The 12,498-nt window shown below is 71.7% G+C and carries 10 protein-coding genes; 7 read left to right on the top strand and 3 right to left on the bottom strand.

The window, feature by feature from the left end:
• The first annotated feature begins 53 nt into the window (after positions 1 to 53).
• From ACWDLG_RS12090 to ACWDLG_RS12060, 7 genes are all read left to right on the top strand, one after another.
• Positions 54 to 539, top strand: a complete 486-nt coding sequence (locus ACWDLG_RS12090; protein WP_449918851.1) for a general stress protein — start codon at positions 54 to 56, stop codon at positions 537 to 539.
• Positions 540 to 563: 24 nt separating this feature from the next.
• Entirely contained in the window at positions 564 to 2,468 is a 1,905-nt protein-coding gene (gene dnaK, locus ACWDLG_RS12085; RefSeq protein WP_449918849.1) for a molecular chaperone DnaK, read from the top strand.
• A gap of 5 nt (positions 2,469 to 2,473) precedes the next feature.
• On the top strand, positions 2,474 to 2,953 hold the full coding sequence (locus ACWDLG_RS12080; protein ID WP_449919707.1) for a nucleotide exchange factor GrpE: 480 nt from the start codon (positions 2,474 to 2,476) through the stop codon (positions 2,951 to 2,953).
• Entirely contained in the window at positions 2,953 to 3,876 is a 924-nt protein-coding gene (locus tag ACWDLG_RS12075) for a DnaJ C-terminal domain-containing protein (protein WP_449918846.1), read from the top strand. The genes ACWDLG_RS12080 and ACWDLG_RS12075 overlap by 1 nt, the downstream gene beginning before the upstream one ends.
• Positions 3,873 to 4,178 carry a chaperone modulator CbpM gene (locus ACWDLG_RS12070; protein ID WP_354908092.1) on the top strand — a complete coding sequence of 102 codons (306 nt, stop codon included), beginning with the start codon at positions 3,873 to 3,875 and terminating at the stop codon, positions 4,176 to 4,178. Before ACWDLG_RS12075 ends, ACWDLG_RS12070 begins: the two co-directional genes overlap by 4 nt.
• Position 4,179: 1 nt before the next feature.
• Positions 4,180 to 6,795, top strand: coding sequence for an ATP-dependent chaperone ClpB (clpB, locus tag ACWDLG_RS12065; protein ID WP_449918844.1), 2,616 nt, complete (start codon positions 4,180 to 4,182; stop codon positions 6,793 to 6,795).
• Between the two features lie 130 nt (positions 6,796 to 6,925).
• Positions 6,926 to 8,029 carry a methyltransferase domain-containing protein gene (locus tag ACWDLG_RS12060; protein ID WP_449918842.1) on the top strand — a complete coding sequence of 368 codons (1,104 nt, stop codon included), beginning with the start codon at positions 6,926 to 6,928 and terminating at the stop codon, positions 8,027 to 8,029.
• 149 nt (positions 8,030 to 8,178) lie between these two features.
• Here the strand turns inward: ACWDLG_RS12060 and ACWDLG_RS12055 are convergent, their stop codons facing one another.
• From ACWDLG_RS12055 to ACWDLG_RS12045, 3 genes are all read right to left on the bottom strand, one after another.
• Entirely contained in the window at positions 8,179 to 9,879 is a 1,701-nt protein-coding gene (locus ACWDLG_RS12055) for a glycerol-3-phosphate dehydrogenase/oxidase (RefSeq protein WP_449918840.1), read from the bottom strand.
• A gap of 70 nt (positions 9,880 to 9,949) precedes the next feature.
• Positions 9,950 to 11,467 carry a glycerol kinase GlpK gene (gene glpK, locus ACWDLG_RS12050; RefSeq protein ID WP_449918838.1) on the bottom strand — a complete coding sequence of 506 codons (1,518 nt, stop codon included), beginning with the start codon at positions 11,465 to 11,467 and terminating at the stop codon, positions 9,950 to 9,952.
• Positions 11,468 to 11,501: 34 nt separating this feature from the next.
• A complete protein-coding gene (locus tag ACWDLG_RS12045) occupies positions 11,502 to 12,329 on the bottom strand; it encodes an MIP/aquaporin family protein (protein WP_449918837.1) in 828 nt (275 codons plus the stop codon).
• Positions 12,330 to 12,498 lie beyond the last annotated feature (169 nt).

The following is a 12,498-nucleotide window of genomic DNA, read 5'->3' as shown; positions in this document are numbered from 1 at the left end:
CGACAAGCCTCGAAAGAGTGGGCTCCACTTCCAGTGAAGGGCAGGCCAGGTCAATGACCACATCACCTTCCGGCCCCGTACCCACCTCCGTGATCGCGAGCTACGTACCGGTGGCCGGCTATGGCAGCTACCTCGAGGCGGAGCGGGCGGTCGACCGGCTGTCCGACGAGCGCTTCCCCGTGGGGGAGGTCGCCATCGTCGGGACCGGCCTGAAGCTGCTGGAGAAGGTGCTCGCCCGCATGACCTACCCGCGGGCGGCGGGGCTGGGCGCCCTGTCGGGCGCCTGGTTCGGCCTGCTGATCGGCATCTTCTTCGCGATCTTCGCGACGACGGCGGCGTCCATGTTCTCCGTGATCGTCTGGGGGCTGATCTGGGGAGCGATCGCCGGTGTCGTCTTCGGGCTGATCTCGCACCTGTTCACCGGCGGGCGGAGGGACTTCGTCGCGACGAGCCAGCTGGTGGCCGACAGGTACGAGGTGCTCGTCGCCCCCGCGCACGCCGAGCGCGCGCGGGCACTGCTCCAGACGCCCCCCGCCTAGCGACCCCAGAGGGGAGACATACCGATGGCCAAGGCAGTCGGCATCGATCTCGGTACCACCAACTCGGTGATCGCCGCGATGGAGGGCGGGCAACCCACCGTCATCCCCAACTCCGAGGGATCGCGCACGACGCCCTCGGTGGTGGCCTTCACCGAGCAGGGCGAACGCCTGGTCGGGCAGCTGGCCAGACGGCAGGCGATCCTGAACCCCAAGGGGACGATCTACTCCGCCAAGCGGTTCATCGGCCGGCGCTTCGACGAGGTGAGCAGCGAGCAGACGGCCGTGTCGTTCGACGTCGTGCCCGGCCCGAACGGCGAGGCCCGCTTCGAGATCCGCGGCAAGCAGTACACGCCTGAGGAGATCTCCGCGCTGGTGATCCGCAAGCTCGTCGACGACGCCGGCAAGTATCTCGGCGAGCGCGTGACCGAGGCCGTCATCACCGTTCCCGCCTACTTCAACGACGCCCAGCGCCAGGCGACCAAGGACGCCGGACGCATCGCCGGCATCGAGGTCCTGCGCATCATCAACGAGCCGACCGCCGCGGCCCTGGCCTACGGCCTGGACAAGAAGGCGAACGAGACGGTCCTCGTGTTCGACCTGGGCGGCGGCACCTTCGACGTCAGCATCCTCACCATCGGGGACGGAGTCGTCGAGGTGCGCTCCACCTCGGGTGACACCCACCTCGGCGGCGACGACTTCGACCGGCGCATCGTCGACCACCTCGCCGACGAGTTCCAGCGGCAGGAGGGCATCGACCTGCGCCGCGACCCCCAGGCGCTGCAGCGCCTGTTCGAGGCGGCCGAGAAGGCGAAGGTGGAGCTCTCCTCTGTCACCCAGACCACGATCAGCCTGCCGTTCGTCACGGCCGACGCCTCCGGCCCGAAGCACCTGAACACCACGCTGATGCGGTCGACGTTCGACCAGATCACCGCCGACCTCGTCGAGCGGTGCCTGGAGCCGGTCAAGCAGGCGATGGCCGACGCCAAGCTCACCGCCGACGACATCGACGAGGTCATCCTCGTCGGCGGCTCCACGCGCATCCCCGCCGTGCAGAACCTCGTGCGCCGGCTGACCGGCGGCAAGGACCCGAACATGTCGGTGAACCCGGACGAGGTGGTCGCCATCGGCGCCGCCATCCAGGCCGCCGTCATCAAGGGCGAGGTCAAGGACGTCCTGCTGCTGGACGTCACGCCGCTGTCGCTGGGCGTGGAGACGCTGGGCGGCGTGATGACCAAGGTCATCGAGCGGAACACGACCATTCCCGCCCGCCGTACCGAGGTGTTCAGCACCGCGGAGGACGACCAGCCCTCGGTCGACGTCGTCGTACTGCAGGGCGAGCGGGAGCGCGCGGCCGACAACCGCGTGCTCGGCCGGTTCAGGCTGGAGAACATCCGGCCCGCGCCGCGCGGCGTCCCGCAGATCGAGGTGACCTACGACGTCGACGCCAACGGCATCCTCAACGTCTCCGCCCGGGACAAGGACACCGGCGCCGAGCAGCGCATCACCATCAGCGAGAGCTCGACGCTGGACAAGTCCGAGGTCGAGCGGATGATCCAGGACGCCGAGCGCAACCGTTCGGAGGACCTGCGGCTGCGCGAGCTGGTGGATGCCCGCAACGAGCTCGACAGCGTCGCCTACCAGGTCGAACGGCGCCTGAACGAGCTCGGGCCGAACGTCGCCGCCCATGACAAGGCCCGTGCGGAGATGCTGGTCGCCGACGCCCGGCAGGCCGTCAAGGAGGCGGCGTCGCTCGACCGGCTCCGCTCGCTCACCTCGGAGTTGCAGCAGGTCTACCACGGCCTGTCCGCCGCGGCCGGCGCGGGCGCCGCGGCCGGTCAGGGCCCGCCGCCGGGGGCGCAGGGACAGGGCGGCGGCGCCGCCGGAGCCGACGACGACGTCATCGACGCCGAGTTCACCACTCCCGAGTGATCGACATGTCCGAGCACGACGCCGCGCCTGCCGGACCCCGGAACGACGACAAGGCGCTGATCGAACAGCTCGAGTCCCGCGTGTCCGAGCTCGAGGACCAGCGCCTGCGCGCGCTGGCCGAACTCGACAACGTCCGCAAGCGGGCGGCCAGGGAGGCGGAGCTCGAACGGGCACGGGTGGTCAGGCAGTGGCTGCCCGTCCTCGACAACCTCGATCTCGCGCTCCAGCACGCCGGCCCGGACGACGCGCTCGTCGAGGGCGTCAAGGTCGTGCGCGACCACGCCCTCGCCCTCCTCGAACGGCTGGGCTTCCCCCGCCGTGACGACACCGGTGAGGCGTTCGACCCGTCCCGCCACGAGGCCGTGGGCGCGATCGCCGGCACGGAGACCCCGCCGGGGACGGTCGTCCAGGTGGTCCGTCCCCGGTACGGCGAAGACGAGCGCCAGCTGCGTCCCGCCGCGGTCATCGTGTCGAAGGCCGACTGATGGCACGCGACTTCTACGAGGCTCTCGGCGTCCCCAGGACGGCCGACCAGGACGACATCCAGCGCGCCTACCGCCGGCTGGCCCGCGCCTACCACCCGGACGTCAACAAGGACCCGCAGGCCGAGGACCGGTTCAAGGAGATCTCCGAGGCCTACCAGGTGCTGTCCGACCCGGAGACGCGCCGCCGTTACGACGCGTTCGGGGAGGACTTCCGCCGCGTCCCCGAGGGCGTCGACCCTGACACCTGGCGGCGCGCCCGCGCGGGCGCCGGGGCCGGGGCGGGGGCAGGGCCCGGTGGCGCGTGGGCCGGCAGGACGACCTGGACCGACGCGGACCTCGAAGACCTCTTCGGCGAGATGTTCGGCGGCGTGCGGGGCCGGGGGTGGGGGCCCGCGCCCGGCGCCGACCAGGAGGCGGAGCTGCCGCTCACGGTCGAGGAGGCCTACCACGGCGGCCGCAGGAAGCTCACGCTCGGCGGCGGCCGCCAGATCGACGTCAGCATCCCGCAGGGTGTGACGAACGGCCAGCGCATCCGCCTGGCCGGCCAGGGCGGGCGCGGCGCGAGCGGCGCGCCCGCCGGGGACCTCTACCTGATCGTCCGGATCGTCGACCATCCGCGCTACCGCGTCGAAGGCCGCGACATCCGCGTCGTGCTGCCGCTCACGCCGTGGGAGGCGGCGCTGGGGGCGACCGTACCGGTCGACACTCCCGGCGGCGAGGCCAAGGTCAGGGTGCCGAAGGGCACCTCGAGCGGCCGCCGGCTGCGCCTGCGCGGACAGGGGATGCCCAACCCGCGCGGCGCGCCCGGCGACCTGTACGCCGAGGCCCGCGTCATGGTGCCCGAGCGCCTCACCGCTGAGGAGCAGCGCCTGTTCGAGCAGCTGGCCGCCGGCTCGTCCTTCGACCCGAGGAGATCGCGATGACCTACGCGCTCGTGCGAAGGACCGCCGTCGAGGCGGAGATGGACCTCGACGGTTTCGCCCGCGTCACCGGGATGCATCCGGAGCTGGCGCGGCGGCTGGTCGCCCTGGACCTGATCGAGGCGCGGCGCGACGCCGCGGGCCGGCTGTGGTTCCCGGTCTCGCAGGTGGCCCTGGCGGGCCGCATCCAGCGGCTGCGCGCCTGCTTCGGGCTGAACTACGCCGCCGTCGGCCTGGTGGTGGACCTGCTCGAGCACATCGCGCGGCTGGAAGCGGCACTGCGCGACCAACGCACAGGAGGGTGATGTGGACCCCAACCGCCTGACGCAGAAATCCCAGGAGGCTCTGCACGACGCGCAGACCAAGGCGCTGCGTTTCGGGCACACCGAAGTCGACGGCGAGCACCTTCTCCTGGCCCTGCTCGACCGCCCTGACGAGCTCGTGCCGCGCCTGCTGGGCCAGGCCGGCGCGGACGCGGACCGCCTCAAGGCCGACCTGGAGGCCGACCTCGCACGCCGTCCCCGCGTGAGCGGGCCGGGCGCGGCCCCCGGCCAGGTCTTCGTCACCCAGCGCCTGTCCCGCCTGCTCGACGCGGCCGAACGGGAGGCGCACCGGCTCAAGGACGAGTACGTGTCGGTGGAGCACCTGCTGATCGCGCTGCTGGACGAGGGCGCGCAGACGGCCGGTGGGCGGCTGCTGCGCGAGCACGGCATCACGCGCGACCGGTTCCTCCAGGCGCTCACCGCGATACGCGGCAACCAGCGGGTCACCTCGGCGATGCCCGAGGTCGCCTACGAGGCGCTCGAGAAGTACGGCCGCGACCTGGTGGCCGACGCGGCCGCGGGCAGGCTCGACCCGGTGATCGGCCGGGACGCGGAGATCCGCCGGGTCATTCAGATCCTGTCCCGCAAGACGAAGAACAACCCCGTGCTCGTCGGTGACCCGGGAGTCGGCAAGACGGCCATCGTCGAGGGGCTGGCCCAGCGCATCCACCGGGGCGACGTGCCCGAGGGGCTCAAGGACAAGACGGTCTTCAGCCTCGACATGGGCTCGCTCGTGGCAGGAGCCAAGTACCGGGGCGAGTTCGAGGAACGGCTCAAGGCCGTGCTGAACGAGGTCAAGGCCGCGGAAGGGCGGATCCTGCTCTTCATCGACGAGCTGCACACCGTGGTGGGAGCCGGCGCGGCCGAAGGCGCCATGGACGCCGGCAACATGCTCAAGCCGATGCTCGCCCGCGGCGAGCTGCACATGATCGGCGCCACGACGATGCAGGAGTACCGCAAGCACATCGAGAAGGACGCCGCCCTCGAACGCCGCTTCCAGCCCGTGCTCGTCGACGAGCCCTCCGTCGAGGACGCCATCTCGATCCTGCGCGGCCTGCGCGAGCGGCTCGAGGTGTTCCACGGCGTGAAGATCCAGGACAGCGCGCTGATCGCGGCGGTGGTGCTCAGCCACCGCTACATCTCCGACCGGTTCCTGCCCGACAAAGCGATCGACCTGGTCGACGAGGCGTGCGCCATGCTGCGTACCGAGATCGACTCGATGCCCGCGGAGCTGGATGAGCTGACCCGGCGGGTGATGCGTCTGGAGATCGAGGAGGCCGCGCTGTCCAAGGAGGACGACCCGGCCGGTACGGCCCGCCTGGAGGCTCTGCGCAGGGAGCTGGCCGACCTGCGGTCCGAGGCCGGCTCCATGCGCGCCCAGTGGGAGGCCGAACGGCGGGCGCTGAAGAAGGTCCAGGAGCTGCGCGAGGAGATCGAGCGCGTACGCCAGCAGGCCGAGGAGGCCGAGCGCGCCTACGACCTGAACCTGGCCGCCGAACTGCGTCACGGCAAGCTGCCGGAGCTGGAACGCCGGCTGGCGGCCGAGGAGGAACGGCTGGCGGCCAAGCAGGGCGGGCACCGGCTGCTGCGCGAGGTCGTCACCGAGGACGAGATCGCCGCGATCGTCTCGCGCTGGACCGGCATCCCGGTCAGCCGCCTCAAGGAGGGCGAGCGCGACAAGCTGCTCCGGCTGGACGAGATCCTGCACCAGCGCGTCATCGGGCAGGACGAGGCGGTGCAGCTGGTGGCCGACGCCATCATCCGCGCCCGGTCCGGCATCAAGGATCCGCGACGGCCGATCGGGTCCTTCATCTTCCTCGGCCCGACGGGCGTGGGGAAGACCGAACTGGCCAAGGCACTCGCGGAGGGCCTGTTCGACACCGACGAGAACATGATCAGGCTCGACATGAGCGAGTACCAGGAGCGGCACACCGTCAGCAGGCTGGTGGGCGCGCCTCCCGGGTACGTCGGCTACGAGGAGGGCGGCCAGCTCACCGAGGCGGTCCGGCGCAAGCCGTACTCCGTGGTCCTGTTCGACGAGATCGAGAAGGCGCACCCGGACGTCTTCAACGCCCTGCTCCAGGTGCTGGACGACGGGCGGCTCACCGACGCGCAGGGCCGTACGGTCGACTTCCGCAACACCGTCATCATCATGACGTCGAACATCGGCTCGCAGTACCTGCTCGACGGCGTCACCCCGGACGGGGAGATCAAGCCGGAGAACCGCGAGAGCGTCATGGCGGAGCTGCGGCGCCACTTCCGCCCGGAGTTCCTCAACAGGGTCGACGACATCGTCCTGTTCAAGCCGCTCACGCAGGCGGAGATCGAGCGCATCGTCGACCTGATGTTCGACGACATCAGGGACCGGCTGGCCGACCGGCGCCTCAAGCTCGAGGTGACCGACAGCGCCCGGCGCTTCATCGCCCAGCAGGGCTTCGACCCGGTGTACGGCGCGCGCCCGCTGCGCCGGTTCATCGCCCGCGAGGTGGAGACCCGCATCGGCCGGGCGCTGCTGGCCGGCGACGTGGCCGACGGTTCCACGATCATCGTCGACGAGCGCGACGGCGAGCTCGTCGTCACCTTCGGTGCCCACCGATGACCGCGCGCGCCGGGACGCCTGACCTTCAGGCGGCCTGTCCCCCGACCGGCCCGCGATCCCCCGCACGCGATCTCATCCCGCGCGCCTGCCTCGCCAGGCGCTCACGGCTTCGCACTCGGAGGACGTCATCATGAACGCCTTGGACGACGGCGTCGAACCCGCCGCCGACCGCACCACCCAGCTCGTCGAGCGCCTCTTCGAGAACACCCTGGGCGCCCTCGAACTGTTCGCGGTCTACCTGGGGGGCGAGCTCGGCCTCTACCGGGCCCTCCAGGAGCACGGGCCGCTGACGGCGGCGCAGCTGAGCGAGCGGGCCGGGATCGCGCCGCGCTACGCCGCCGAGTGGCTGGAGCAGCAGGCCGTCGCAGGGCTGCTGGAGGCCGACCCGGACGTGCCCGGCGAGGAGCGCCGCTACCGCCTGGACCCTGCGTACGTCCCGGTGCTGGTCGACGCCGACGATCCGGCGCACGCCGCGCCGTTCGCGCACATGCTCGCCGGGATCGGGGGCGTCATCTCCCAGGTGGCGCAGGCCTACCGCACCGGCGGCGGCGTGCCGTACGAGTCGTACGGCACGGCCTTCCGCCACGGCCAGGGACACATCAACCGGCCCGCCTTCACCCACGAGCTGGCCGCCACCTGGATCGCCGCCATGCCCGACGTCGTCGAGCGGCTGACGTCGGCGCCGCGCCCGCGCATCGCCGACGTCGGCTGCGGGCAGGGCTGGGCCGCCATCGCGGCCGCCCGCGCCTTCCCGAACGCGCGGGTGGACGGCGTGGACGCGGACGAGTCCTCGATCGCCGACGCGCGCGCCCACGCCGAGCAGGCCGGTCTCGGCGACCGCGTCCGGCTGGTGCGGGCCGACGCGGCCACGCTGCGCGACGGCGGGCCGTACGACCTGGTGCTCCTCATGGAGGTCCTGCACGACCTGTCGCGCCCGGTGGAGACGCTACGGGCGATACGCGAGGCGCTGGCCGACGACGGCGTGCTGCTCGTGGCCGACGAGCGCGTGGCCGACCGCTTCACCGCGCCCGGCGACCCGGTGGAGCGGATGATGTACGGCTGGAGCGTCACGCACTGCCTGCCCACCCAGCTCGTCGAGCAGCCGTCGGCGGCCGTCGGCACCGTGCTGCGCGCGGCCACCGTGGACCGGTACGCCGGGCAGGCGGGCTTCAGCGGATGCACCGTGCTGCCCGTCGCCAACGACTTCTTCCGCCTCTACCGGCTCGACCGCTGACGCCGCCCGCCGCACCGCCGCCCTCGCCCGGCTCACGGCACGACCGGGAAAGGGCCAGGTGCACAGCCACATCAGCAGCAGTCCCGCCAGCGCCAGGACGACGTCGATCAGCACGACGAGCGCGACCATCTCATCGCCACGACCTTCCCTCATCGGGAGAGCGCGGAACGGTCGGGGACGTCCAGCCGGGCGCTGTCGGCCGCCTGGTCGTCCTGCTGCCGCTCGGCCGCGAGCTGGGCCTCGACGTGCAGCCGGTGGTGCTCGGTCTCCCGCCACACGTCGTCCGCGTCCCAGCCGAGCACGCGCGCCATGAGCGCGGCGACCTCGGGCGCGGCGGCCAGGCCCCGGTCCTTCTCCTCGGTCGCGATGCGGGTACGGCGGGCCAGCACGTCCTCCAGGTGCCTGGCCCCCTCGTGCGAGACGGCGTAGACCACCTCGGCCTTGAGACAGTCGCGGGTCCCCGGCACGCACTCGCCCAGCACCGGATCGCCGGCGACCAGCTCCAGCAGTTCCTCGGTGAGCGAGCCGTACCGGCGCAGCAGCCGCTCGACCTTGGCCAGGTCCAGCCCGTAGCGCCGCGCCAGGTGGCGCCGGCCGTTCCACATCGTCTCGAAGCCGACGGCGCCGAGGACGGGCAGCCGGTCGGTGACGGAGGCGGGCACCGCGCCGCCGAGCTCCCGCACCGCCATGTCGACGGCGTCCTTGGCCATCACCCGGTAGGTGGTGTACTTGCCGCCGGCCACGGTCACCAGGCCAGGCGCCGGACGGGCGACCGCGTGCTCGCGCGACAGCGTGGCGGTGTTGGCCGCGTCCCTGGCCGGCAGCGGGCGCAGGCCGGCGTAGACGCCCTCGACGTCCTCCCTGGCCAGCGGGATGGCCAGCACCGAGTTGACGTGGTCGAGCAGGTAGTCGATGTCGGCGCCGCTGGCCGCCGGGTGCGCCTTGTCCAGGCGCCAGGCCGTGTCGGTGGTGCCGATGATCCAGTGACGTCCCCAGGGGATGACGAACAGGACGCTCTTCTCGGTCGGCATGATCAGGCCGGTGTCCAGGCGGATCCGGTCGCGCCGGACCAGGATGTGGACACCCTTCGACGCCTGCACGGTGGGCCTGCCGTCGGCGCCGGCCATCTGGCGCGTCTCGTCGGTCCAGACGCCGGTGGCGTTGACGACCTGGCGGGCGCGGACGTAAATCTCCTCGCCGCTGTCCAGGTCGCGCACGCGCGCCCCGCTCACCCGGGCGCCGTCCCGGACCAGGTCGGTGACGCGGGCCCCGGTCATGACGGCGGCGCCGTACTGGGCGGCGGTGCGCGCGAGCATCATGGTGAAACGCGCGTCGTCCACCTTCGCGTCGAAGTACTGGACGGCGCCGACCAGGGACTCGGGGCGCAGGCCGGGAGCCACCGCCAGCGCCTTCCTGCGGCTCATGTGCCGGTGGCGGGGCATGGTGCGGGCGCCGCCGAGAACGTCGTAGAGGGCCAGGCCCGCGCCGACGTAGAGCCGCTCGGCCACCCGGTGCCGCAGCGGGAACATGAACGGCACCGGCCGCACCAGGTGCGGCGCCAGCCGGGTCAGCAGCAGACCGCGCTCCTTGAGCGCCTCCCTGACCAGCCGGAAGTCCAGCTGCTGGAGGTAGCGCAGGCCGCCGTGGATCAGCCGGCTCGACCGGCTGGAGGTGCCGGCCGCCCAGTCGCGTGCCTCGACCAGCGCGACGGTGAGGCCGCGGGACACCGCGTCCAGCGCCGCTCCGGCCCCGACCACTCCGCCGCCGATGACCAGCACGTCGAACTCGGTCTCACGCATCCTCTGCAGCGTGGCGGCGCGGTGGGCCGGGCCAAGCGGTACAGACGTCATTGCAGAACTCCTTGCGTCGATCAGAGGGATGGACCCGCGGGGACCTGGCCGGCCCCCGCGGATCCGCCAGTCAGTCCAGCTCGACCCAGTCGAGGGTGCGGGACACGGCCTTCTTCCAGCCGGCGTATCCACGGGACCGCTGCGACTCCGACCAGGTCGGCTGCCAGCGCCGGTCCTCGTTCCAGTTGCGCTTGAGCTCGTCGGTCGACTCCCAGAAACCGACGGCCAGGCCGGCGGCGTACGCGGCGCCGAGCGCCGTGGTCTCGGCCACGACCGGCTTGGACACCGGGACGCCGAGGATGTCGGCCTGCAGCTGCATGCACAGGTTGTTGGCGGTGACCCCGCCGTCCACGCGCAGGACGTCGAGGGCGACGCCGGAGTCCTGCCGCATCGCCTCGACGACGTCGCGGCTCTGGTAGCAGATCGACTCGAGGGTGGCCCGCGCCACGTGGGCGTTGGTGTTGAAGCGGGACAGGCCGACGATGGCGCCGCGGGCGTCCGAGCGCCAGTAGGGGGCGAACAGCCCGGAGAAGGCGGGCACGAAGTACACGCCGCCGTTGTCGTCGACCTGCGCGGCCAGCGCCTCGCTCTGCGCCGCGCCGGAGATGATGCCGAGCTGGTCGCGCAGCCACTGCACCGCCGAGCCGGTGACCGCGATCGAGCCCTCCAGCGCGTACACCGGCTTGTCCTCGCCGAACTGGTAGCAGACGGTGGTCAGCAGGCCGTGCTTCGACCGGACCGGCTCGTGACCGGTGTTGAGCAGCAGGAAGTTGCCGGTGCCGTAGGTGTTCTTGGCCTCGCCTGGCGAGAAGCAGACCTGGCCGACGGTGGCCGCCTGCTGGTCGCCCAGGTCGCCGGACAGGGCGACCTCGCCGCCGAGCGGCCCGCCCGCCAGGGTCGTGCCGTACAGGCGGGGGTCGGACGACGGCTTGATCTCGGGCAGCATCCGCCGGGGGATGCCGAAGAACGACAGCAGCTCGTCGTCCCAGTCGAGCGTCTCGAGATCCATCAGCATGGTACGGCTGGCGTTGGTCGGGTCCGTGACGTGCACGCCGCCGTCGGGACCGCCGGTGAGGTGCCACAGCAGCCAGGTGTCGGTGGTGCCGAAGAGGGCGTCCCCGGCCTCGGCCGCCTCGCGCACGCCGTCGACGTTCTCCAGGATCCACTGGATCTTGCCGCCGGAGAAGTAGGTGGCCGGGGGCAGCCCGGCCTTGCGGCGGATGACCTCGCCCCTGCCGTCCTGGTCCAGAGCGGCGGCGATCCGGTCGGTCCTGGTGTCCTGCCAGACGATGGCGTTGTAGTACGGCCGGCCGGTGACCCTGTTCCAGACCACCGTGGTCTCGCGCTGGTTGGTGATGCCCAGCGCGGCCAGGTCGGAGGCGACGAGGTTCGCCTGGTTCATCGCGGTCTCGATCACCGCGCGGGTGCGCTCCCAGATCTCGGTCGGGTTGTGCTCGACCCAGCCGGCCTGCGGCATGATCTGCTGGTGCTCGAGCTGGTGCCGGGCGATCTCGTTCCCGCCGTGATCGAAGATCATGAAGCGGGTGCTGGTCGTTCCCTGGTCGACGGCTCCGATGAAGTCGGCCATGACGATCGTGCCTCCTGGATGGGGTTGGGGGGTTTCAGACTGCTTCGTAGGCGGGCTTGGCCGCGGGCTGGGCGGCCTCGGGCTCTTGTGCAGGCGGCAGGAACCGGCCGACCAGGACCTCGTACAGGCCGGCGCCGATCAGCCCGCCGATCACCGGGGCCACGATCGGCACCCAGAAGTAGAGCGAGCCGTACTGGTCGTGGAAGGCGGTCTCGTAGCCGGTCAGGAACGAGGCCAGGCGCGGGCCGAAGTCACGGGCGGGGTTGATCGCGTAGCCGGCGTTCGTGCCCCAGGCCATGCCGATCGCCACGACGAGCAGGCCGACCACGAAGGGCGCGAGGTTGGCCCCGGGAGAGGAGTTGCGCAGGTCGGTGATGGCGAGGATGAGGAACAGCAGGATGGCCGTGCCGATGATCTGGTCGCGGAAGGCGCCCCACGTGCCGACGGGCAGCGTCCCGTTGCCGGGCAGCGTCGAGAAGACGCCCTGGGTCTTGATGGTGAAGCCGGGGTCGACCTTCGCCAGCACCTCGGCGTAGTTGAACCGGACGATCAGGGCGGCCACGAACGCGCCCGCGGTCTGCGCCAGCGAGTAGGGCAGGACCTTGCGCCACGAGAAGCCCTTGAACACCGCCAGCGCGACCGTGACGGCCGGGTTGAGGTGCGCGCCGCTGACGCGGGCCGCGACGTAGACGCCGAGGGTGACGCCGAGGCCCCACGCCCACGCGATGCTGTCGTGCGCGCCGATCCCCGCGGCGGCCACCTGGGCCACCACGCCGACCCCGAAGAGGATCAGGATCATGGTGCCCGCGAACTCGGCGGCCATTTCACCGAGCAGTCCGCGGGCCTTGAGTCGTTCGGCCATTTCTCTCTCCTCACAGTGCCGTGCTCCCCCGGTGGAAAGCGGGAGCGGACCGTCGCCGTGAGTAGTCGTCCCAGGTGGTGTGACCGGCCTCACGGTTGCCGTGGACGCTAGGTGAGAGAAAACGGAGGGTCAACGGCAAGGTGTCGACAATGTCGAACACTAGTCAGCG

The organism is Nonomuraea sp. NPDC003727 (genome assembly GCF_053586935.1).
This window is presented reverse-complemented; position numbering and strand designations above follow the sequence as displayed.

What these genes read in the sequence shown, in the direction of transcription:
- glpK (WP_449918838.1), bottom strand. Translation starts at nt 11,467, where the DNA reads ATGGCCGACTTCATCGGAGCCGTCGACCAGGGAACGACCAGCACCCGC.
- dnaK (WP_449918849.1), top strand. Translation starts at nt 564, where the DNA reads ATGGCCAAGGCAGTCGGCATCGATCTCGGTACCACCAACTCGGTGATC.
- ACWDLG_RS12090 (WP_449918851.1), top strand. Translation starts at nt 54, where the DNA reads ATGACCACATCACCTTCCGGCCCCGTACCCACCTCCGTGATCGCGAGC.
- ACWDLG_RS12045 (WP_449918837.1), bottom strand. Translation starts at nt 12,329, where the DNA reads ATGGCCGAACGACTCAAGGCCCGCGGACTGCTCGGTGAAATGGCCGCC.
- ACWDLG_RS12055 (WP_449918840.1), bottom strand. Translation starts at nt 9,879, where the DNA reads ATGACGTCTGTACCGCTTGGCCCGGCCCACCGCGCCGCCACGCTGCAG.
- ACWDLG_RS12070 (WP_354908092.1), top strand. Translation starts at nt 3,873, where the DNA reads ATGACCTACGCGCTCGTGCGAAGGACCGCCGTCGAGGCGGAGATGGAC.
- ACWDLG_RS12060 (WP_449918842.1), top strand. Translation starts at nt 6,926, where the DNA reads ATGAACGCCTTGGACGACGGCGTCGAACCCGCCGCCGACCGCACCACC.
- ACWDLG_RS12080 (WP_449919707.1), top strand. Translation starts at nt 2,474, where the DNA reads ATGTCCGAGCACGACGCCGCGCCTGCCGGACCCCGGAACGACGACAAG.
- ACWDLG_RS12075 (WP_449918846.1), top strand. Translation starts at nt 2,953, where the DNA reads ATGGCACGCGACTTCTACGAGGCTCTCGGCGTCCCCAGGACGGCCGAC.